The sequence below is a fragment of the Neolewinella agarilytica genome, assembly GCF_900110645.1.
Lineage (GTDB): Bacteria > Bacteroidota > Bacteroidia > Chitinophagales > Saprospiraceae > Neolewinella > Neolewinella agarilytica.
On the sequence record NZ_FOFB01000005.1, the window covers coordinates 191,943 to 214,175 of the forward strand.

The following is a 22,233-nucleotide window of genomic DNA, read 5'->3' on the forward strand; positions in this document are numbered from 1 at the left end:
AGTGCTAGAAGCAGGAAAAATTTCATGTTTGATCGTTAAGGCAGGGCCAAGGTAAGCAATGCCTGCTCTTTTAATAGTCTCTCCTTGCACCTGCGGACGCGCCCAAATTCTTAAATTGCGGCCCATTAATAAAATCTCATGAGTGATACTACAACATTAGGCGTTGGTAGCCGCGTGCGTCACCCCGCATTTGGTGACGGCGTCATCATCAAATTATACAAGGCTGCCTACGATGTTACCTTCATGATCCACGGCATTAAATCCGTTGGGCGTGACTACGATAAATGGGAAGTTCTGGAGGCCATTGAAGCCGAAGAAGTAGCTTCTTTCAATGAGGCTGAAAAAGCCCTGGTTCGGATCCTACGCACTTACAATGGCATTCAGGAAACCACCCAACTGGGCGATCGCTGGGTCGACGGACAGCTCATCCTGAAGCCCGGAGAAGATGGTCTGGCCACCAAGGAAATGCCCATCGATACTTTCTTTCACAAAATCGTCATGGTACGGGACCGCCTGCGGGTAATGGAGCAGCGCATTAACTCCAGCAGTATGACTGACGAAGAGAAGGTCAACCTGCAGCAGTATATCACCCGGATTTATGGCTCCCTGACTTCTTTCAACGTACTGTTTCGACGGAAGGAGGATCATTTTTCTGGGCAAAAAAGTTAGCGCTTTGCGCGTCTAACCATCGCTCAGCGACATCTCCTCCAGCTCCGCCTCTATTTCTTTATGCGACCCTTCCAGGATGGCGAGATTCTTCTCCTCCCGGCCAAGCATCTCATCGAAACGGGTGAAGTTGCTCTCAATGCGTGTACGCAGCGTTGAGATGTAGGATTTTAGTTTTTCTTCCAGGTCGGTGGCGAGGCGATCGCGACCAACGGCGATTTCGGCTTCGAAACCATCAACAATCCGCTTACGCTTTCCCCGGGTGCTGAAGCCGGCGAAAAGAACGCCTACGGTGGTAAGTATTCCTCCGGTAACGTCCAGGACGGGCAGGGTAGAGAGGGCCATCAGTACCACCCCAAGGGCAGCGATGCCGCCGCCGGCGGCGAGGTTGGGGGTCAGATTTTCGCGGTCGGCGAAAAGCTCGTCGTCCGTAAAGCTTTCTGTCTTGGAAACAAAGCGGTTGAATTGGTCTTGCAGGTCCCGGAGCACATTTTCCCGGCGTTCGGCAATGTCACTGAAAAGTTCGTGATCGTTTTTAAGAATCGTTTCGCTGGAGCGGATTTTCAAGTCAATAACCTTCACCATCTGCTGAATGCTTTCGGCCAGATCGATGACGTTGTCGTTGAGCCGGGCTTTAAGTTTGGTGTTCAGGTCGTCCTCAAGCTCGCTGGCGAGGCCTCCCAGCCAGGTTTTAGCGTCCGGAGTACTGCCAAAGGTGGAACTGAGGCTTCTTTTTAATAAGCCGAACATGCTCATGCCGCTGCGAAGTTCTTCCAGCTTTTCACGGGTGATGTTATCGTAGGTGTGCAGCAGGTTCTCGACCATGAGGTCTACCTGCTTATTGCTCTGGCCGGTTTGCTCGCTCAGGGTTTCCTGAATGTCGGAGCGGAATCGGGTGTCGGCATCAAACTGGTCGCGACGCAGCTCTAATCCGCCGGCAATCCGCTCATTAATGGTCTGCGCCGTAATGATGCTGTTGTTCAGCTTCAGGCGGGGCGCCTGGCCACCGGTGATGTTTTCGGTAATGTATTGACGTAAGGTCCCGAAACCACTGTCCGGAATGTCCTCCTGCTCCCGTTTGGCACTGACGGCGAATACATTAGGGTTTTCTACTCCTTCCTGTATGGCTTTGTTGCGGACTCCCTCTATGTTGGTCTCCAGTTCATTGTCGGTTGCGAGATCTTTTTGTTGAAGTACGAAAATGGTCTTCTTTTTCCAGTCTCCATGAATGTACTTGAAAAAGTCCCAGGCCGATTGCCGGTAGGGGTTCTTCGCTTCGAACACAAAGACGATCAGGTCGCTGGCGGGGATGAATTGCTCCGTAATTTCCTGGTGGTGCTCAACGATGGTATTGGTGCCTGGCGTGTCAACGATGGCAATTTCTTTGAGGATCTCTACCGGGAGGAATATCTTCTTCAGGTAGGGGTTGATCTCTACTTCCCGCTGCTCCTCTCCATAAATTATTTGCTGAATGGTGTCCGTCATCGGTTGCGGAGCAGCCTTGGCAATTTCCTGGCCGGTGGCCAGGAGCGCATTGACGAAGCTGGACTTGCCAGCCTTCACTTCCCCAACGATGACGAACATGAAGGGCTCAAAAATACGGTTGCGAAGCTCGCTCACGGTCTGGGCCATTTCGTCATGGCCGATGCGAAGCGTCAGTTCGTGAAGATTCTTGATGATCTCTTCAAGGCGTGCACGGGTAGCCTGAAGTTGAGCATCTATAAGTTGTGCCATGTTTTCTTTAATTCTACTGCTGCTTTAGACGCAAGAGGAGGCGACAAGTTACTACATGGCCGGTAGAGTTAAGGGGCTATTTGGCGCAACCGCGGGTGCAAAGAGATGTTTTTGGAGCTTGGTTTGTCTTTTGGTGTGCGCTGGGCGCACCTTGCCCCGGATTATGTCTTCATCCGGGGATAAGGGTGTTTGACTCCTACGGAGTCTTTATTGGCACCTGCGGTAGCGCCCGCTGATTATCTTGTGGTCATGAAATTTTGTTATACCGCATTTCTATTAATATTTCTATTTAGCTGTAGCCCCAAAGACACTTTTGTAGCTCCTGCCATACCAGCTCCTGAAGGAGTATCCATCGTGGTGCTCGGTAACGTACAGGACGCAGGCTCGCCACACATTGGATGCAAAAAGGATTGCTGTCGCGATCTGTTTGACCATCCTGATGCCACCAGAATGGTCACTTGTCTGGGACTCGTGGATGCGTCTACCAATCAGAAGTTCTTATTTGAGGCTTCTCCGGATATCTCCCGTCAGCTCAAAAAGCTGAAGGCCTATTCCCAAACCGAGGAAGAAATGGCCGACGGAATTTTCCTGACACACGCGCATATCGGGCATTACACGGGCTTGATGTACCTGGGCAAAGAAGCTACTAATGCTGACCAGGTGCCAGTATATGCTATGCCCCGAATGCGGGATTATCTTTCTGAAAATGGCCCATGGAGCCAGCTGGTGAGCACTAAAAACATAAAGATGCTTCCACTTACGGCTGATAGCACCTTTCAGTTAACCGCTTCCATTCGGATTACGCCATTCAGAGTTCCCCACCGGGATGAATATTCGGAGACCGTCGGTTACCGAATTGACGGCCCCAATAAGTCAGCCCTCTTTATACCTGACATTGATAAGTGGGAACGATGGGGCAGAAGCATTGAGGAAGAAATTCGGTCAGTTGACTACGCTTTCCTGGATGCCACTTTTTATGATGCGGCTGAGTTGAACACCCGGGATATTTCTCTGATTCCACACCCTTTCGTCAGTGAAAGCATGGAACGGTTCAGCAAGTTGCCCGGGGAGGAAAGGGCTAAGATCCAGTTTATACATTTCAATCATACTAACCAACTCCTTAAAAAGGAGAGTGCCGGGTACCTAAGCGTAGAAAAGGAAGGATACGGAATTGCGGATTTTGGAGAAATATTTGATTTGTAGTTTTACTCATCCAATAAGTTCTCAAAATTAATTTTGGCCTGTGGACCCAAGCAAAACAAGCTGTCCAAAACCGACAGGCCTGGCGTGAAGCCAAAACGATCCGAAAACACCTGAGGGTAGGGGAGCAGGCTGGTGGGTAAGTTTTTCGGGCGATGGTAGCCTTCGTCATCGGGAAACACAAAGTCGCCGGTCGAAACTGGCGGCACCCTGAGTTGAAGTAGCTGACTAAGCTTGTTGATCAATGCCTCGTTTAATTCCCAGATCGTGGCGGGACGCTGACGAGCGATGGAAAACAGTTCTTCCGCGTAAAACTCATAATAGGGGGAACGGCCGTAGGCCGTCCGGATAGATTGTTCATGCTCCCGCCACCAGTCATTCCGATAACTGATGGTGACTTCCTGAACGGGCTTTTTCTGGTGTTTGCCTTTTTCAAGCGGTACACTCAGGTCCAGTATTCCGTTTGGCCCGATGATCCGGCAGCGGTTTCTCCAACCTCCCTTTTGATAATTTTCGTGAGCTTCTATACGCCAGTCGCCCAGTTGATGGGCCGCTGCAAACCAGTGTGCGGGCGGGAAATAAGCCGTAGAAGTGAGCAGAGGTAAAACTTTTTTCATAACAATAAGCGGCTGACCGCGTTAGGTGTGCAAAAGTAGCTCGCTATGGACGACACCTCCATCTTTGAAAAAAAAATAGATCCACTCTATCAGGCAGGTGGTGCACTTGTAGCTGTCCTGCTATTCGATATTGTCGGCTCAGCAGTCTCCGCCGGGGCCGATGATCTGGTTTCCAATCGCTGGCCATGGCTGACTGCGGCCAGTTTCTTACTCTTCTTCGCCCTCTTCAATGCCATCATGAGTGCCACCTCCCAAAACCTGATGAAGTACTGGGGGAGAAGCATCTATTCCTTCATGGGCCTGGCAGCTGGCTCTGGCCTCTTAGCCTGGGCCTTCAGTGGAGTTCCCATTGGTGATGCGGGATCCTACAAATGGATTTTCTTTGTCATCACCTTCGGCTACCTTGTTTTCTTGTCCATGATTGCCTTTATGAAGAAGATCGTGGAGTTCGCGCAGAAAGAGGAGTGGACTAAGCCGCGGTTGAAAAACAGGAAGTAGTCTGGTAGCTCAACGAACCAAAATACTAATTATAACTCGCCTCTTCCGCCATATCCGCAATCACCGAAAAGGCATTGCCCTTATTGTTCATGACCTGGCTCCAGAGTTGAGCGGGCTCACTTTTAAAGAGATAGTTGGCGAACATGGGAGCAGTGACCCAGCTGCCATGCTCTATTTCTTCGTCCAGCTGGTTCTGGCTCCAGCCGCTGTAACCCACGAAAAAGCGGATATCATTGGGCTTGATTAAGTCTTGCCGGATGAGAAATTTAAGCTTCTCGAAATCACCTCCCCAGAAAACGCTGTGAGACACTTCGTCGCTTCCCTCCAGGATGTCTCCCTTGCAGTGCAAAAAGTGAATAGTATCTCTGCCAACCGGTCCGCCGAAGTAGACGGGCGCATCGAACTCCGGGAAGTCGTCGATCAATTCATCGATTCGGGTCTCGGTTTTGCGGTTGAGGATAAAGCCAATGCCTCCTTCCTCGCCGTGGTCAACGAGCAACACGGCAGCTCTCTTGAAGTTGGGGTCCATCATGAAGGGCTCCGCCAGCAGAATGGTACCACCTTTGATTGATTGTTTCATGGGAGTAATGACTTTGATTACTGGCCTAACGTTCTGTACGGCCGGAAAGTTACTTCTTTTTGGAAGACCTTAACACCGCATGTCGGCCGAATGATATAGCTCCTGATCGCAGCTGCGTCCAATTCCAGCTGCGAAAAGAGTTATAGTATCTTTGCGGCGTTATTAAAGAGTGATACCCCACCATACTTAAACTGTTCCCGCATGAAAAATCTAAGTCGATGGCTAATGTTATTGCCCGTTTTACTCCTGATTGCAGGATGTGGAGAGGACATTAACCCCAACTATCCGGAAGAGGTTGCACAACCTGAGTTCTATCACCGGTCGGTAAAGAAGCTGACGGACGTAATCGTACACGACATCTTCAGCCCACCACAAGCCGGCCGTATTTACGCTTATTCCAGCATCGCGGGATACGAGGCGCTGGCTGCAGGCAATGCAGACCTTCCGTCCTTTGCCGGTGGAATTGATCACATGAAAGAGGTTCCTGCTCCGCCGCAGGGGCGAGAGATCTCTCACCACATTGCCGCCGTTGCCGCCCAGCTCAAAACCGGGAAAAGCCTGATCTTTAGTGAAGAAAAAATTGAGGCCTTTGAAGAGGAAATCTTCAGAGAAATCGGGGAAATTGGCGTGCCGGAGGACGTGCTCACCGCATCCATCGCCTACGGTCGTCAGGTGGCAGACCATGTGATTGCCTGGTATGATGGAGACATGTATAAGCAGACCCGCACTTTCCCTAAATACTCCATCACCGATGACCCCAGCAAGTGGCAGCCCACACCTCCGGATTATATGGATGGTATTGAGCCCAGTTGGTCTAAAATCCGGCCCTTTGCTCTGGACCGTGCGGACCAGTTCAAGCCGCTCCCCCCAACGGAATACAGCGAAGAAAAAGGTAGTGAGTGGTGGAAAGGCGTAGAAGAAGTCTATGGCGCGTTGAAGGTGGAAGATGAGGCAGAGTTGGCTGAGCGTATTGCAATTGCCCAATTCTGGGACTGCAACCCTTACGTAAGCACCCACAAGGGGCATATGATGTTTGCCACCAAGAAAATTTCTCCCGGAGGTCACTGGGTAAACATTACTGCTATCGCATCCCGGAAGGCCAAAGCCGACTTTACACAAACGGCAGAAGCTTACGCCTTGGTGAGTATGGCCATGCACGACGCCTTCATCAGTTGTTGGGACGAAAAGTACCGCTCCAGCCTCGTTCGTCCGGAGACCTTCATTAACCGGCACCTGGACGAAGAGTGGTTACCGCTGCTGCAAACGCCTCCCTTCCCTGAGCACACTTCCGGCCACTCCGTTGTAAGCCGGGCCTGCGCGATCGTGCTAACGGATCTCTACGGAGACAACTTTGCTTTCGTAGATGACTCTGAAGTCGAATATGATCTTCCGGAGCGGAGCTACACAAGCTTCCTTGCCGCTAGCGAAGAGGCGGCCGTCAGCCGTTTATACGGCGGCATTCACTATCGTCCGGCCATTGACTACGGCGTAACTCAGGGGGAAGCCGTTGGGCGGCATCTTCTTTCCAAGCTTCACCCTGGTGGAGCCATCAGCAAAAAGAAATGATCAACTTCTTACTCATGCTGCTGGGGCAGATCATCGTGTATATGCTGATCATGCTGGGAGACGAATACGCTGGTTTTTTGCTTGCCGTCATCATCGGAGCTATCTGTTTTGGCATCTGGGCCATCAGTCATATTGTGGAGTGGATCGAACCCAGTCGCGTGAACAAGAATTATTACCGATACATGCTGGCCGGGTGGGTCGGGCCTGCGATCGCAGTACTGGGCTTCATCTTGCTGCGGGGTGAAATAAGTTGGCTAACATGAACGAGTTTACCGAATTCTGCCGGAAACGTTACTACGCCTTTGGCTATGCCTTCAAAGGTGCCTGGGATTTGCTTCGCAATCATGCTCCGTCCAGGGTCCATATGCTCGCCCTCCTGGGGATGGTAGCGATCAGCTGGTGGCTGGAGTTTCCCATGTGGAAATGGATTCTCGTCGTTATCTGCTCGGGAATGGTTTTGGCCGCAGAGGCACTGAATACTGCCATTGAGTACGTCGTGGACCTGGTTTCCCCGGAGTACAATGAGTTAGCCGGTAAAGCTAAGGACGTCGCTGCGGCAGCTGTCTTGTTTACAGCATTGTCTTCAGCCATCATTGCAGTGATGCTGATTTGGGACGCCTTATTCGGAGTCAACGTACCCTGATTGGAAGATTAACAGTTATAACTGAATCTGTAGTTTAACCCGCAATACCAGGTCGTCACAAGTGACGTACAAAACGGATTCGTCTTCATTAAAGGTACAATTAGAGGTTTTCTTGTCGGTCTTAATCGAGCCCAGGTGTTTCCCCTCTGGTGAAAAGACCAGAACGCCATCAGGGCCGGTCATAAAGATGATGCCATCCTGATTAATGGCCATCCCGTCGGGACGCTGCTTTGCGATACTTTTTTCCCAGAGTGAGGTAGCATCGAAGATCACGCGTTCATTTGTAGCGGATCCGTCTTCTTGTAAATCCAGGGCGATGAGTTTAGACGGAACGGAATTGGCGACGTAGAGTGTTTTTCCATCCGGTGAAATACCAATTCCGTTAGGCGTTGGCCATGATTTCGTGATCAGGGTTACTTCCCCTTTTGGATTAACCCTGAACACGCCTTCATAATCCATCTCTTTGGCGTCAGGATCGTCTTTGTCAAGACCATAATTCGGGTCCGTGAAGTAAATGTTTCCTTTTTTGTCGACGACCACATCATTGGGACTATTAAATTTTTCCCCTTCATACTGGTCAGCGATCGTTTCAAAAAACGGCGCAGGAAGGTCAGCGCTTGTGGCGAGCCGGGAGATCACCCGGTCGCCACTTTGACAAAGAATCAGGTTGCCTTCATTATCCATAGCAAGCCCATTTGAGCCCTTGCCCCCTCCACGCGGTTTTTCGCCGGTATAGCCACTGGGATTGAGGTATTCTTCCTCTCCTTTGGCCTCCGTCCACTTGTAGGCAATGTTCCTGGGTACATCGGAAAATACCAGGCATTTCTCGTAAGAAATCCAGACGGGGCCTTCCGTCCACGTATGGCCGCTGGCAATGACTTCGATCTTTGTCTCGGGTGAAACGATTTCATTGAACAATGGATCAAGAGCGACTAAATAACCCAGAGTAGGGTAGGATGGTGAACTATTTAAGGTTTCTGCAGGGGTGTCGCTTTCTTTCTCTGGCGATGTATTACCACAATGAAGGAAAGCCAGGGTGAGCAAGAGGGCAAAGCAAGAGCGAAGCAGAGAGAAGCGCAATGGAGTGGTCATGTCTTATGTAAGTATAGACAAGTATACGATCTCTTCAGGTCCTGTAGGGCAGCTTACCGCTTTGTGGTAGGAACAGAAACATTTAAACATTGAGGCGCGGCCGCAGGTGCAAAGGGGAGCCTGGGAGAGCCATGCTGTTTTGAGCCTCTCCTTGCACCTGCGCGCCGCGCCCCGAAAAGTCGTTATCAGCAAAAGTTTAATAATTTACGATCATTAAACAAATTGCAGCTAAAATACTTGGTAGCCCCTTTCTGCACTCCGTATATTCGCCCCGAGAAAACAGCCCCATGTCCGACACAGCCGTAAAGCCCCCCCATTATCTTGATGAACTGAACGAGATTCAGCGACAGGCGGCGATGGCCATCAAAGGACCCGTGCTTGTGGTGGCCGGGCCGGGGTCGGGCAAAACGAGAGTACTGACTTACCGGATTGCACATATCATCGAGCAGGGCGCTGCTCCCTGGGAAGTGCTGGCCCTGACCTTTACCAACAAGGCCGCCCGGGAGATGAAGGAGCGGATCGAAAAGGTAGTCGGCAAACGAGCCGGCAACATATGGGCGGGTACCTTTCACTCGCTCTTTGCGCGTATTCTTCGCGTCGAAGCGCCGCATATCGGCTACCCGAGCAATTTCACGATCTACGATTCTGACGACACCAAGAGCCTCATCGGACAGATCATCCGGGAGATGAACCTCGACAAGACGGTGTATCAGGCCAATGCCATCAAGAATCGGATTAGTTCGGCTAAATCCAGTCTCATCACGCCTAAGCTATACGAACGCAACGAAAGTCTGCTGGCGGAAGACAAGGGCGCCAAGATGCCCCTGGTCAGTAAGATCTATGCCAAATATGTTTCCCGCTGCAAGAAAGCCGGAGCGATGGACTTTGATGACCTCCTCTTCCGGCTTTTTGAGCTTTTCCAAAACCATCCGGAGGTGGTGAAGAAGTACCGACAGAAGTTCAAGTACGTCCTGGTGGATGAGTTTCAGGATACGAACACGCTGCAGTATGCCATCGTGAAGAAGCTGGTGATGTACCCCAACAGCCCGCGTAACATCTGTGTGGTGGGAGACGATGCACAGTCCATTTACGCTTTCCGCGGGGCGACGATTCAAAACATCCTGGACTACGAGAAAGACTTTGCCGACTTCGGCATTCAGACCTTTAAGCTGGAGCAAAACTACCGTAGTACGGAGAACATCGTGGCGGCGGCTAATGCTGTCATCAGTCATAACCGGCGTCAGATTCAGAAAAAAATCTGGAGTGACAAAGGGGAGGGAGAAAAAATCCGCATCATTCACGAAATGGATGATACCCAGGAAGGGAAACGCGTGGCGGACACTATCCTTGAGCTCAAGAGCCGCCATCACCTTAAGAATGAAGACATTGCCATCCTTTACCGGACGAATGCGCAGTCGCGTATTTTCGAGGAATATCTCCGGCGGTTCAACCTGGCTTACCGGGTGTACGGAGGCCTGAGCTTTTACCAGCGAAAGGAAGTTAAAGACTTGATTGCTTACCTCCGTCTGGTGGTCAACCCGAACGATGAAGAAGCTTTCCGCCGCGTGATTAACTACCCAAAGCGCGGAATTGGTGCCACCTCAGTAGGTAAGGTGATTGCCCTGGCGGGGCAACAGGGAATACCCTTGTTCGAAGCGCTGAAACACGTTGCTTTCCCTAATCGGACCCGGCACGCAGCAGACGGCTTTATTGATATCATCGAACAAGCCCGGGCGAAGATGGACAAAGCTGACGCCTACGAGTTGGCGGATACCATTGCCAAGCGCTCCGGGCTGCTGGACTTTCTGCGCAAGGACACCTCCATCGAAGGCATGGGCCGGCTGGAGAACTTCCAGGCGTTGCTGGATGGCATCAAGTCATTCGTAGAGGAGGACACGGTGATCGATACTGAAACACTGCCGGACAAAAGCCTCGCCACCTACCTGCAAAACATCGCGCTGCTGACGGACTTTGACTCTAACGAGGCGAAGAATGATACGGATGTGATTACGCTTATGTCCGTCCACGCCGCAAAGGGGCTTGAGTTCCAGGCGGTATTCGTCGTTGGGCTGGAAGAAAAGCTTTTCCCCAGTTGGATGAGTATGGATACGATGGAAGGAATGGACGAAGAGCGTCGACTCTTCTACGTTGCCATCACCCGGGCGGAGCGATTCCTGACGCTCAGCTACGCCAATACTCGTTACCGCTACGGTAAGATGACGATGAATGAACCCAGCCGCTTCCTGTCGGAGGTGCCCGCTGAATCCATTGAGAGCACCAGCCACAGCCGCCGCTCAGCCGGACACGAATACGACCGGGTGGAACGACAGCGGGCGAAGGTCAGTGGCATCACGCCGAGACAACGGAGCAGGGGGACTGCTCGTTTTGCCGCCCCTAAAGTTGATCCGTCTACCTTTAAGCCAAGCCCCATTGACATGATCGAGGTCGGCGTTCGCGTTATGCATCTGAAGTTCGGAGAGGGCCGGGTGACCAAGCTAGATGGCGGATCGGATAACCGGATTGCCTCCATTCACTTTAGTGACCTGGCGCAACCCGATAAACGGATCATGCTGCGCTTTGCTAAGTTGCAGGTGCTGGAGTAGGGTAGCCTGGTGGTCTTGTAGTCTACCGCACGGCAAGGTGGAATATTTGCCGCTTTCTGAGTGTTGTTTACGCTGAAGGAGAGGCTGTGGCAGGTAATCATTGGTCTGAATAATCCAATGCATGAAGGAGATGAATCTGCTTATTCCAAAGACCTAAATAGCATTCAGTTTACAAAAGGTCCGTTTAGCCCTTCGACTAGGCTTCGGATGGTCAGGTCAATACTTACTCCACAACCGCCACCTTAGGTTCCTTCAACCTGGCTAAAATTTCTTCTCCTTCGGTAGCATTAATGGGCGTCAGCTGGCTGCGGGCAATGCCGAAGCCTAAACCAAAACTTTGCTCGAGGTAATAAGTCTCTCCCGCCAGTGGTGTGATGGTTACCCGCTTTCGATTTTCCGTTTTACTCATGATTTCGATAGCGTCTCCGGTTCCTGGCACTTCCCAGGAGAGATAGCTCCTGGGGCCGAGCTTGCCAATCGGTTTGTCGTCTTGATAGATGCCAGCTTTAACGGCGTAAGCAAATATGGTAGGCCTGAGGACATAGATAGTAGCAGTCCCTTCTTTGGGAGGTTTCTCGGCGAGATTAACAAACTGAGTGGTGGCACAGGCATTAAATAACAATCCAATGGAGAATAACAGAAGCAGGCGCAGCATAGTGAGGGATGATTTCGACAAAAGATAAGGAAGACAGGGCTGTTGGGGGACGTCAGCTACTGGTCTTATAGAACCCGTTTAAACTTTTCGTTCGCGACCTTATCCGAGCCCTGATTTCCCCTGGCTTCGTTGCAAAAATTGTCATGTAGCTATGGCTATACTCCAATTTCCGCGCCTTGCCAGGAAAAACCAGGACTTCGGAGCGGCCAGCTCAGAAGAGTTTAAACGGGTTCATTCTGATTAAACGGAATATTCAACCTTTGGATTGCAATTGTTAATACAGCCCAAGCGAAGTGATTAATGACCTGAGACCACCTCTAATGGGCTTCTTATCCTGAAAAAGTGACTTTACTGTCGACCTTTCTGGATTTTAACTGTTATAGCGAAAAACAACCAACAAACGATGAGACCATTTACCTTACTGATCGCACTTTTTGCACTCCTTTTTTCTGCCTGTGAAACGACCAGCAGCACAGCTGACTCCGTTACGGATGCCGTGACTGAAACGGCTACAGACGCTGCAAACACGGCTCAGAACGCCATTTCAGACGCAGCTGAAGCGGCTAGCGAGCTGATGAAAGGCGAGAACTACGAAGTCAAAGTTATTGACGATAAGATTAAGAGCCCCCGCAAGGAGCTTACGGGAGAGATTGCCGGCGTTCCCGTTACGATCAATTACGGTAGTCCTGCCGTCAACGACCGGGTTATCTACGGCGACCTGGTTCCTTACGAAAAAGTATGGCGTACAGGGGCTAATGAGGCCACCCGTATTACTTTTGGTGAGGACGTAAAGGTCGGCACTGAAGGTACAGTACTGAAAGCCGGTACCTATTCTCTCTTTACGCTTCCGGCAAGCAAGGAGGAATGGACGATTATCTTCAACAAAGTAGCTGACCAGTGGGGAGCTTACGATTATGAAGATTCTTCTGACGCAGCCCGGGTTTCCGGCTCCTCTGCTGCCGCCAGCGCTAAAGCTGAAAGAATGGACTTTGTACTTGCCGGCAATGAAATACGCTTCATGTGGGACGACCTGATGGTCTCCTTCCCCGTGGATGCTGCCAGCAAATAGGGCGCAGACACAAACACGAGTCCCTCCTCTTTTTGTAGTAGAAGAAGGCGGATATCGTAAGCCAACAAAAGGCTTTTAGCGACCATTGTACAACATGCTGTACAATGGTCGCTTTTTTTTAGTCCTACAAACCTCCTCCATCGGGTTTACCGATGATGTTCACTTTTTCAGCTTGCTTAGGTGTAGGGCGTGGAGCATCATCGTAAGTATGATTGTACAGTTTCTCTTCCTCGTGCCACCGGCCATCTTCTCTTAGTTCAAGCGCGTGGTAACTACCATCGGGCATGTATACGGGGCCTTCACCGCTTCCGCCGGGCATCAGAATGAGGTTCTCATAAACGATGGTGCCGATAGCCTCTTCATAACGGAGCGCCACGCTTGCTTCTGCACCGTAGTTGAGAATGATCCGGGCACGGTCCTGCAGGAGCAGGCCTTCTCCGGAGTAGGTTACGAATATCGGCAGACCAAACTGAGCTTTGCCTTGCTCATCAAAGGTCAGAACATCCATGATTTTTTGCCGACGCCAGGTGCCGTAGCGGTCGTATCCAAAGAGGAAGTAGTAGGGTTTACCATCAAAAGTGCCACCTTTCACCAGATTATAGACAACGTAGCCTAACCAGTTATCTGCTCCCACAATTATGTTCTCCGGGTTTTCGCGGTACTGATCTCCCCGGTCCAGGAGTGGTATCAGTTTCAGCTCACTATTGTTCAGCTGAATGGCGCCATAGTGCCGGTATTGATCAGCCGTAACGTTGAGCTCCCAGCTGAAAATGCGAAAATTATTATCGGGAGAGGTCTTTACCACAACTCCTTCCAGTCCGGAAAAGTCAAAGTTGTAGCTATTGGGGACCTTAAGCGCCTCTACCAAGCCCTTGATGAGCTGCTTGCAGGCCTGGAAGCGATGCTCGTCCGTACTGTCCGTATGCATGATGTAAGACAGTTCAAGCAGGCGTGCCTGACGTGCCTCCAGCGTATCCAGATCTGCAGGCTTTATTTTTCCGGACTGAGCGTAAGCCAGAAAGGGAAACAAAAAACAGGCCAAAAAAAGAAGGCGATAGTTCATGGGGAAGATTCAGAGAAGGAAAAAATAATCCGGTGTTGACGGGTAACCGGACTTTATACGTTTTAGCACCCGAAAAAGTATACGTAAGACGATTACATTTGCATAATGGTAACAGTTGATTTCAGTAATAAGACGGTACTCGTAACCGGAAGTAGTAAAGGGGTAGGAGCTGCCACGGCTCGGATTTTCGCCAAAGCAGGTGCTCGCGTGTGCGTGCATTACCACGCCGATGTGGCGGGAGGAAAAGCCGTTCTAGCCAGCCTGGAAGGTGCAGGTCACACGCTTTTACAAGCCAATATCAGTGACCCACACGCCGCCAGAAGGCTGGTTGATAGCGCCGTCACGAAACTTGGCCGGCTGGATGTATTGGTGAATAATGCGGGCATCTTCCGCCCGCACCCCGTTGACGGCACAATGGACTTTGATCGCTGGCTGGAGACCTTTCATGCAACGATCAGTACGAACCTCATTGGTCCGGCAGCAGCAGCTTTTGCTGCCATTCAACACATGCGAAAGCAGGGTGGGGGAGCCATCGTGAATGTAGGCAGCCGGGGGGCATACCGCGGCGAAGCCGGGCAAGTTGGCTACGGAGCGGCTAAGGCGGGTTTGCATAGCTTATCCCAATCATTGGCCCAGGCCGTCGGGGGAGATAATATCACCGTTCATGCGGTGGCTCCCGGGTTTATTGAAACGGCGATGGCCCGCCCGCACCTGCAGGGCGAAGCCGGCGAAGCGGTGAAAGCCCAGAGCCCACTCAATCGGGTAGCGACCGTAGATGAAGTAGCCCGTGCTATCCTTTACCTCTCCAGCCCGGAGGCGAGATTTACCACAGGCTCTGTTTTAGACATCAACGGGGCTTCTTACCTTCATTAAAATGGCTGCCGGCAAGAATAATTTCAGCGAGCAACATCCAAACTTTCCCAGCGGAGACTGGGAGGGCTTTTACCTGTATGCTGCCGGACCAAGTGCTCAGCGACACCCGATGGCCTTTAAGCTTAACTTTAGCGACGGGATAGTCACTGGATCAGGGTCTGATGATGTCGGCACCTTTAGTTGGAACGGAGAGTATGACACAAGCTCCATGGTGGTTCGGATGGTGAAAAAGTACCCCAGCCATCCGGTTTTCTATGATGGGAGAGCGGACACTAACGGCATTTATGGTACCTGGTCATTAGAGTTGTTTGGCCGTGGCGGATTTCACATCTGGCCGAAGAAAGGAGAAGAGACTGCAGAGGAAGTTGCCATTGAAGAGAAAAAGCTTTCCTTGAGTAAGTAGGATTTTAAATGCCAGGCTGTGGTTTCAACCGTAGTAAGGGTAGAGTAATAGCTTATTCATAGGCTGACGATTCCTGAAAAATTACTCACCTTAGCAAGCCGTATCTTTCCACCATGGCCAAGGACACTCCCATTGACGCTTTTGCGGTCCCTCAGGACTTTGCGGTCTACCAGCACTTCAACCGGCGTGAGGATATGACTGAGATGATTTCCGTGTTGCGGGATCACCGGATTGCCGTGCGGGTGTCCGGCGAAGACGCCGGTGAATGGACGGAATCCGTCATCATGGGGGCGCCGTTAAAGCCGGAATTCTGGATTGAAATCCCGTCAGCAGATTTTGAGAAAGCGAACTTTATGCTGCTCGAATACGCCGAGGCTCATCTTACGGAAGAAGATATTGATGCTCATCCTTTTTCTGAATATTCTCCGCAGGAACTCAAGCAGGTGTTGCTGGAAGATACTGGCTGGAGCTCGCTTGCTATCGCCGTGGCCCGGAAGCTTCTGCTAAGATCCGGAGAAGACATTGACCTTACCCAGCTCCGGCAGGAAGCTCGTAAGCGTATTCAGGCAGCATTTGAGCCCCAAAAAGGAAGTCTCTTATCGATTGGGTTGAGCTTACTGCTGGGTATTTTTTCAGGCCTGGTACTGTGGTTCATCGGCTATATGATTTCGTTGGGAGTACTCTTGTATTATGCACTGGGCAGCCACCGCGACCCCGACGGCAATAAGCATTACGCCTACACGAAGACCACCAGAAACATCGGACGTACAAGCCTCCTGTTGATCTTTGCCGCAGCCGTTTTAGGGCTGCTCAATTTTCTTTATTTCCACGTGGCGGACTTTTCGAGACTGCAGCAATGGTTGTGGTTTTGGCCCTAGGAGCAGAATAATCAGGCGCAGCCGCAGGTGCAGTGAAAGTTTTTATAAAAGCAGGCGAAGAGGGGTAATTACTACCTTTAAACCATGAAAGCGTTAAGAATCTTCGGCACCATTTTGGTATGCCTTCTGGTAGCCTGTCTGGTATACCTTTATTTGTGGTCCCTGGTTTTCGGCGCTCGCTTTGACGACCTGTCGGCTGCGGCAGAAGCACGGAGCCGACAGCCTCATTACATCATCGACGCTGACACGGCCAACGAGGTAGACGATCTCTTTGCGATCGTGGGCGCACTGGCGCGGGACAACCGTTATCACTACGATCGCCCATTATTGGTGGGGCTCACTGCCGCTCAGTTCCATACTTCTCCCTTAGCCGGATCAACTACAGCGCTGGAGAGCCAGCGCATCAACGAACAACTGCTGAAACTGATGTACGCCACGGTACCTTCTTTCCCGGGCAGTGACCAACCCTTACGCTCCGCTACCGAAGCGCAGCCTTCTCCCGCCAGCCAATTCATTGTGGCGGAAGCGCGCAAGGCCAGCCCCGAGCAAAAACTTACGGTCTTCATCCTCGGTTCCTGTACTAACCTGGCTTCGGCGATCCTGTCCGACAGCAGCATTGTGCCCAATGTCCACGCCCGCTACCTCGGCTTCTGGTATGACCCCGCTACTGGCGTCTACGACAAGAAAGAGTTTAACACTGGTAACGACCCTGCGGCCCTGAACTTACTCCTTAATACCAAAGGCCTGGAGTTTACCGTCATGACCGCTACCAGCAGCCAGGCCCTGCAAATGACCCGCGAACAACTGGACAATAAGTTGCCGGCTGATAGCCCCGTTACCCAATACCTGCAAAAACGCTGGGACACTTATGATCGCTGGTGGACCGAGGCCGACCCCGGCAAAAAACAGTGGACGATGTGGGATGTTGCCTCGCTGGAAGCCTGGTTCAATCCCCAATTTGCCACGCTGGAAAACCGCCCTGCTCCCGCTGAAAACCTTCCGAGAGACATCAACGTCTATACTGCCATTGATTCCGGGCAAATGCTGGAGCAATGGTTTATGGTAGTTGACAGCTCGCTGCGGGCGACGGCGAAGGCGATACAGTAATGAGGCGATACTCAGAGGGAGGTGACTAATGGTCGGCAGCTATAGCTGCCAGGGGCGTCTCAGGTATTTGGCAATGAAAAGCTACTCAGGATAAACAGGGTAGGGGGTGAACTTTCGATAAAGACATATATCCGGCTGATGGTTGGTATCTATTAAAACTCATTCAGACTGGATGACTGAGGTTTTAAGGTTCAAATATTGCTTCCTTAAACCAAAACTGCACCTGCGTTTGCGCCCAAAAAAGGTAGGGGGGCAAACACAAGTGCAGTGAAAGTTCAGAAATCAATCAGTAAATAAATAAAGAAGCAACCCACTAAAAGTAGTAGTAGTAAATGCGGGAAGCTTCTTTATCAACTCAGGTTCACATCAATTAGTAGCCATCATTCTGGTCGATTACACCAAAGCTGGCCAGTACTTCTGACACTGGGATGGGGAACAAGTAATATTGAGAATTTACGTTTTCTCCCATTTCAGCACTTACCGTACCTGTTCTTACCAAGTCGAACCAGCGCTGGCCTTCAAAGGCGAGCTCAAGGCGTCTTTCGTCCTGAATGGCTTGTCTTACTAAGTCCTGCGTATTAATCACGGTGTGATCCAGTGGTGCTAGTCCGGCTCTGCTGCGGATGCCATCGAGTTGATCCAGTACGCTTTCAGCAGAGGTTCCGTTTTCATTGGCTGCTTCAGCACGTAACAGAATTACATCGGCTAATCTCAGCTCGATCCAATCATGGTCAGGGCCACCCGTTTGTGGGTATTTAGCAGACGCGGTGTACAATCCGGTGGCTGAAGATCTGGAGGAAGTATCCACGACCGTAGGGAATCTCAGGTCAGCGGTGTTCTCTCCTCCGAAAGCTGCTACCAAATCCTGATCGAGAGGCTCAAGTGATTTAGTGTCCAGGCCACCATACCAGGACCAAAACTCAGAGAATCCATATTCATCAACGATAGAACCAGAAACCTGAGTAGCGAAAATGACTTCTGAGTTCAGGTCATTGTCCACACCGAAAATGTTAGTATAATCTGACTGAAGGCTGATACCAGCAGCAGCAGCTCCGTTGATTACTGCAGCGAGAGGTGCTTCGGCACTACTGAAGTCGCCCTGCTGAACGTATACTTTTCCAAGAAGTGCCTGAGCGGCAATTTGAGAAGCACGCCCGCTGGAGAGGCCGGAGTTGTCGAGAGCTGAAATGGCATCCTGCAGGTCAGCAATAATGACGTTGTAAACATCAGACGCTGGCTGTCTTACCAGAATGTCGGGGTCAGTAGTACTTGGGGCTGCTTCCAGGTTGATGGGGACAGCGCCGAAGACACGTACCAACTTGAAGTAAGATAGTGCCCGGAGAAACTTGGCTTCTCCGACGTCAGAAGCATCCGTAGAATTTTCAATAACGCTGTTAGCGCTAAGAATTGACTTGTACATAGCCGTGTAGAAAGGACCGAAGAACTGGTCTTCCATCGCCGTCAGGTTAGGGCCAAATACATCGAATTCTGTATAGGGAGGCTCGAGCATGAGGGCATTGTCAGCTCTGAAATCACCCATGACGGCCATCGGCGTAACGGAGCCAAGCTGGTAGAAATAGGCAGCGTTGAGTACTCCGGTAAAGTCAGTTAAGGAGTTCGAGCTTTCGATGTTTGGCGGGAACTGCTCCAGGTCTTCACAGGCTGTCATAAACAGCAACGACCCCAATAATATATATACTAATTTCATTGTTTCTTATTTAAGAATTAAGGTTACATCCGAGGATGTAAGCACGATTCGGTTGTTTAGAAGTTGACGTCAAGGCCAAAAGTGAAGCTTCTTACAACCGGGCTAGCACCAACCTGCACACCGTAGGTAGTTGGGCCGAGGTAACCACCGTTGGTGGTTTCTACACCTTCCGGGTTCAGGGAAGTGTAATCGTTAGCCATCAGGTACAGTAAGTTGGTAGAGGCAACATATGCTCTTACGCTACCGAGACCGACCTGGCTAACCAGATCAGGGCTAAGGGTGTAACCTAAGGTGATGTTCCGCAGAGCGAAGTAGGAGGCGTCCTGAATCTGTGCGTCAAGCTGGTTCCGTGACTGGGTGTAGAACTTACCGTTGTGGTCAGCAATACCGTCGTTTTCAGCGTCGAAGCTGGAGCGTAAGCGTCCACCGAATTCTGATCTCCAGTAGATTTCATCAATGTTGAATACGTCTCCGCCGGAAGCACCCTGAAACTGAAGTGACAGGTCAAAATCCTTGTAGCTCACTTGTGTGTTCAGGCCGTAGTAAAAGTCAGGGGTGTTTTGTCCGATCTTTACCAGGTCTCCACCTTCTTCTACTGTTCTGGTCCGATCAATTACACCGTCGTTGTTCTGGTCTACTACGTAGTACTCAGAGCTGCTGATGCCGATGGCGCGGGTAGGATCCACCATGAATTCTGTTTCAACCATACCGTCGGTTTCCAGACCCCACATTTCACCGATTTCTCCGCCAATGTAGTTTCTGAAGACAGGGCCTCTGCCAGACTGTCCGTAAATCACCTGTGGCAATTCGTCAAGACCACCCAAGTCGGTGATTTCATTGTTAACGGTAGAAAGGTTGGCACTTACGTTCCAACGGACAGTACCGTTGTTAACCAGAGCTGCACCCAATTCTAATTCAACACCGGAGCTTTTGACATCACCGGAGTTCAGAGCGATAGAAGTCGTTCCGAGTACTTCGGATACACTCTGGTTGATCAGAATGTCTTCGATGTTAGAGGTGTAGTAATCTACCCCAATCGTGAAGCGGCTACCCAGGAAACCAAGGTTTGCACCAATGTTCGTTTCTGTGTTGGTCTGCCACGTCAGGTCAGGGTTAGCAACGTCAGACGGAATCAGGAATCCGGTTCCAAAGACGGTAGCTGAAGGGTTCAGCAGGCTTAGGGAGTTGTAAGCACCCAGGAAGGAAGTTGTTCCCAAAGATCCGGTACTTGCCCGAAGCTTCACCTGAGTTAAGAACTCCGAGTTGTAGAATGCCTCATTGTGCATGTTCCAGCCTAAAGAAATAGCCGGGAAGACCTCATAGCGGTTATTTGCGCCAAAGCGGGAGTCACCGTCTCTTCTGAGAGAGATAGAAGCCAGGTAGCGGTTGTCGTAGGCATAGTTGACACGTCCGAAGACACTGCGACGGGCAATGGTTTCGTCCCGTTCCGTAACGGCGATATCCTCAGGAGCCAGCAGTGCATAGTTTAGCGGCTGGCCAAAGGGTACGTTAGAGGCGTTCAGGTCAATGCCATTAATGTAGAAATTCTGGAATTCCAATCCTGCTACAGCAGAGACATCATGACGGCCAAGTACTTTGTTGTAGTTCAGCGTTGTCTCACTCAGAACGGAGGATCTCTTGACATCAGTCCGGTCAAGTGCCGTCTGGTTGGTACGTGCTCTGGAATCAAATTCCAGTGTTCTGGCGAAGAAGTCCCGTGTGTCTCTGATGTCAGCCCCTAAAACGGTTCTGATATTCAGGCCTTCCACGATGCTGTACTGCAGGTAAGAATTGACATTGCCGAAGAAGGTCTTCTGGAAACGCTCAGTATTGTCCAGTTTAGTTGCCGGACCAGAGTCACCAGACCCGCCGATGCCGTTACCACTTCTTCCGTAGTGCCAGTCTTGTGCAGTCATGCCTGGTTCGAGGGTGTAGATACTGTTATTGAAAGGAGCATCTCCGCCCCGGTAACCAGAATCAAAAGAAGCCAGACCCAGACCTTGTGCCTGACGGTCAAGATCCTGAACAAAAGCGATTGAAGCTTCGGTGTGGTAAATGGGGTGGATGCTGTATGCACGTAGTAAATCACGCATGTCATGTCCAACAATGTCCCGGTCAGAGACGAAACCGTTGGCGCTAATTCCTGTTTTGAACTTGTCACCAATCTTAGCATCAACGTTTAGGCGAGCGTTGTAGCGCTCAAATGCCTGCGTCTGTACTACGCCCGTAGCATCCAGGTAGCCAACAGAGGCAAAGTAGCTGACATCGTCAGACCCTCCACTCATATTAAAGTTGTGATTCATGGTGTTTCCGTTCTGGAACAGCCAATCTTCTACTGCAACGACATCTGGCGCGTTTCTGTAGGCATTTAAGCGGTAAGCAGCCAGGTCAGGATCTACCTCAGAGATGTCATAAGTTCCATCAGCAATACCAGCATCGAGGATGTCGGCCCATTCTCCTGCAGTCTTGAGTTGATCAACGTCACCTACGTAACGGCTGGAGGTGCTGACGTAGGTGTTATAGCTGAAGCTTGCTTTGCCAGATTTACCTTTTTTGGTCGTTACCAAAATTACCCCGTTAGCGCCTCGTGAACCATAGATAGCAGAAGAAGCAGCATCTTTCAATACTTCGAGGCTTTCAATGTCATTCGGGTTGACGGTTGCCAGACTACCAGAGATAGGGTAGCCATCAACAACGATTAATGGACTGGAAGTGCCAGAGATAGAAGAGGAAGCCCGGATCTGAATTTTTGGATCGGCACCTGGAGCACCGTCCTGATTTTGAATCAGAACGCCGGCCAGTTTTCCGGCTAGAGCCTCATCTACGCGAGTAGCCTGAATAGCGGCAACTTCAGAGCCTCCAACCTGAGCAATTGCACCGGTGTTATGTGACTTCTTCCGGTAACCATAACCTACTACGACTACTTCATCTAATAGTTCGGCATCAGCGGCCATTACTACGTTTAGTACTGTTTGATCAGCAATAGTAATGGTCTGAGAAGCATAACCAGTGTAAGAGAAGCGAAGAATGTCACCTCTTTTAACTTCCAGGTTGTAGTTTCCGTCAATGTCAGAAACGGTACCGGAGGTAGTTCCGGATTTTACGATACTAACTCCAATCAGGGGGATATCGTCTGTATCCGTAATGGTGCCACTCAAGGCGTATCCATTTTGCGCGGATAGTGAAATACTGAGGAACAATATTCCAACTGTAAAAAGCTTAGTTATTAAATTCATTTGAATATGTATTTCATTGCTAGTGAATTGAAAGAATTTCTA

20 protein-coding genes are annotated in these 22,233 nt (G+C 50.7%); 12 read left to right on the forward strand and 8 right to left on the reverse strand.

Annotated features, from left to right (window positions below; translation table 11 throughout):
- Positions 1–138: 138 nt before the first annotated feature.
- On the forward strand, positions 139–669 hold the full coding sequence (locus BM123_RS06425; protein WP_090166466.1) for a hypothetical protein: 531 nt from the start codon (positions 139–141) through the stop codon (positions 667–669).
- Between the two features lie 12 nt (positions 670–681).
- Here the strand turns inward: BM123_RS06425 and BM123_RS06430 are convergent, their stop codons facing one another.
- A complete protein-coding gene (locus BM123_RS06430; RefSeq protein ID WP_090166468.1) occupies positions 682–2,400 on the reverse strand; it encodes a dynamin family protein in 1,719 nt (572 codons plus the stop codon).
- A gap of 249 nt (positions 2,401–2,649) precedes the next feature.
- On the opposite strand from BM123_RS06430, the gene BM123_RS06435 reads away from it, so the two are divergent.
- Complete coding sequence (locus tag BM123_RS06435) at positions 2,650–3,603, forward strand: MBL fold metallo-hydrolase (protein ID WP_090166469.1); 954 nt, start codon at positions 2,650–2,652, stop codon at positions 3,601–3,603.
- Between the two features lie 2 nt (positions 3,604–3,605).
- On the opposite strand, the gene BM123_RS06440 is transcribed toward BM123_RS06435, so the two are convergent.
- Entirely contained in the window at positions 3,606–4,217 is a 612-nt protein-coding gene (locus BM123_RS06440) for a WbqC family protein (protein ID WP_090166471.1), read from the reverse strand.
- A gap of 45 nt (positions 4,218–4,262) precedes the next feature.
- Here BM123_RS06440 and BM123_RS06445 point away from each other — a divergent pair, with 45 nt between their 5' ends.
- Complete coding sequence (locus BM123_RS06445; RefSeq protein ID WP_090166473.1) at positions 4,263–4,715, forward strand: hypothetical protein; 453 nt, start codon at positions 4,263–4,265, stop codon at positions 4,713–4,715.
- A gap of 25 nt (positions 4,716–4,740) precedes the next feature.
- On the opposite strand, the gene BM123_RS06450 is transcribed toward BM123_RS06445, so the two are convergent.
- Positions 4,741–5,295 (reverse strand): YqgE/AlgH family protein, encoded by a 555-nt coding sequence (locus tag BM123_RS06450; RefSeq protein ID WP_090166475.1) that lies wholly within the window; start codon positions 5,293–5,295, stop codon positions 4,741–4,743.
- Positions 5,296–5,496: 201 nt separating this feature from the next.
- Between BM123_RS06450 and BM123_RS06455 the strand changes: the two genes are divergently transcribed.
- Genes BM123_RS06455 through BM123_RS06465 form a run of 3 tightly spaced genes read left to right on the forward strand, consistent with a single transcriptional unit; the run spans position 5,497 to position 7,504 of the window.
- Positions 5,497–6,861, forward strand: a complete 1,365-nt coding sequence (locus tag BM123_RS06455) for a vanadium-dependent haloperoxidase (protein WP_245748457.1) — start codon at positions 5,497–5,499, stop codon at positions 6,859–6,861.
- Positions 6,858–7,124 carry a hypothetical protein gene (locus BM123_RS06460; protein ID WP_090166479.1) on the forward strand — a complete coding sequence of 89 codons (267 nt, stop codon included), beginning with the start codon at positions 6,858–6,860 and terminating at the stop codon, positions 7,122–7,124. Before BM123_RS06455 ends, BM123_RS06460 begins: the two co-directional genes overlap by 4 nt.
- Positions 7,121–7,504 (forward strand): diacylglycerol kinase, encoded by a 384-nt coding sequence (locus tag BM123_RS06465; protein ID WP_090166481.1) that lies wholly within the window; start codon positions 7,121–7,123, stop codon positions 7,502–7,504. The genes BM123_RS06460 and BM123_RS06465 overlap by 4 nt, the downstream gene beginning before the upstream one ends.
- A gap of 15 nt (positions 7,505–7,519) precedes the next feature.
- Here the strand turns inward: BM123_RS06465 and BM123_RS06470 are convergent, their stop codons facing one another.
- Positions 7,520–8,596, reverse strand: coding sequence for an SMP-30/gluconolactonase/LRE family protein (locus tag BM123_RS06470; protein WP_090166483.1), 1,077 nt, complete (start codon positions 8,594–8,596; stop codon positions 7,520–7,522).
- Positions 8,597–8,883: 287 nt separating this feature from the next.
- Here BM123_RS06470 and BM123_RS06475 point away from each other — a divergent pair, with 287 nt between their 5' ends.
- Complete coding sequence (locus BM123_RS06475) at positions 8,884–11,199, forward strand: ATP-dependent helicase (protein WP_090166485.1); 2,316 nt, start codon at positions 8,884–8,886, stop codon at positions 11,197–11,199.
- A 223-nt stretch (positions 11,200–11,422) separates the two neighbouring features.
- On the opposite strand, the gene BM123_RS06480 is transcribed toward BM123_RS06475, so the two are convergent.
- Positions 11,423–11,854, reverse strand: coding sequence for a hypothetical protein (locus tag BM123_RS06480; RefSeq protein WP_090166487.1), 432 nt, complete (start codon positions 11,852–11,854; stop codon positions 11,423–11,425).
- A 403-nt stretch (positions 11,855–12,257) separates the two neighbouring features.
- On the opposite strand from BM123_RS06480, the gene BM123_RS06485 reads away from it, so the two are divergent.
- Complete coding sequence (locus BM123_RS06485; RefSeq protein WP_090166489.1) at positions 12,258–12,923, forward strand: DUF2911 domain-containing protein; 666 nt, start codon at positions 12,258–12,260, stop codon at positions 12,921–12,923.
- Positions 12,924–13,047: 124 nt separating this feature from the next.
- Here BM123_RS06485 and BM123_RS06490 read toward each other — a convergent pair whose 3' ends face one another.
- The gene (locus tag BM123_RS06490) at positions 13,048–13,986 is read right to left on the reverse strand and encodes a hypothetical protein (RefSeq protein WP_090166491.1); all 939 of its coding nucleotides are present in this window, start codon (positions 13,984–13,986) and stop codon (positions 13,048–13,050) included.
- A 105-nt stretch (positions 13,987–14,091) separates the two neighbouring features.
- Here BM123_RS06490 and BM123_RS06495 point away from each other — a divergent pair, with 105 nt between their 5' ends.
- The 4 genes from BM123_RS06495 to BM123_RS06510 all read left to right on the forward strand — a co-directional run bounded on the left by BM123_RS06495 (position 14,092) and on the right by BM123_RS06510 (position 17,247).
- Positions 14,092–14,859, forward strand: coding sequence for an SDR family NAD(P)-dependent oxidoreductase (locus tag BM123_RS06495; protein ID WP_090166493.1), 768 nt, complete (start codon positions 14,092–14,094; stop codon positions 14,857–14,859).
- Position 14,860: 1 nt separating this feature from the next.
- Positions 14,861–15,262: a hypothetical protein gene (locus tag BM123_RS06500; RefSeq protein WP_090166495.1), complete on the forward strand. Its 402-nt coding sequence runs from the start codon at positions 14,861–14,863 to the stop codon at positions 15,260–15,262.
- 113 nt (positions 15,263–15,375) lie between these two features.
- Positions 15,376–16,140: a hypothetical protein gene (locus tag BM123_RS06505; RefSeq protein WP_090166496.1), complete on the forward strand. Its 765-nt coding sequence runs from the start codon at positions 15,376–15,378 to the stop codon at positions 16,138–16,140.
- A gap of 84 nt (positions 16,141–16,224) precedes the next feature.
- Positions 16,225–17,247, forward strand: coding sequence for a nucleoside hydrolase (locus BM123_RS06510; protein WP_090166498.1), 1,023 nt, complete (start codon positions 16,225–16,227; stop codon positions 17,245–17,247).
- Positions 17,248–17,617: 370 nt separating this feature from the next.
- Here BM123_RS06510 and BM123_RS06515 read toward each other — a convergent pair whose 3' ends face one another.
- Positions 17,618–18,955 (reverse strand): RagB/SusD family nutrient uptake outer membrane protein, encoded by a 1,338-nt coding sequence (locus BM123_RS06515; protein WP_090166500.1) that lies wholly within the window; start codon positions 18,953–18,955, stop codon positions 17,618–17,620.
- A gap of 56 nt (positions 18,956–19,011) precedes the next feature.
- Entirely contained in the window at positions 19,012–22,191 is a 3,180-nt protein-coding gene (locus BM123_RS06520) for a SusC/RagA family TonB-linked outer membrane protein (protein ID WP_090166502.1), read from the reverse strand.
- Positions 22,192–22,233: the final 42 nt, after the last annotated feature.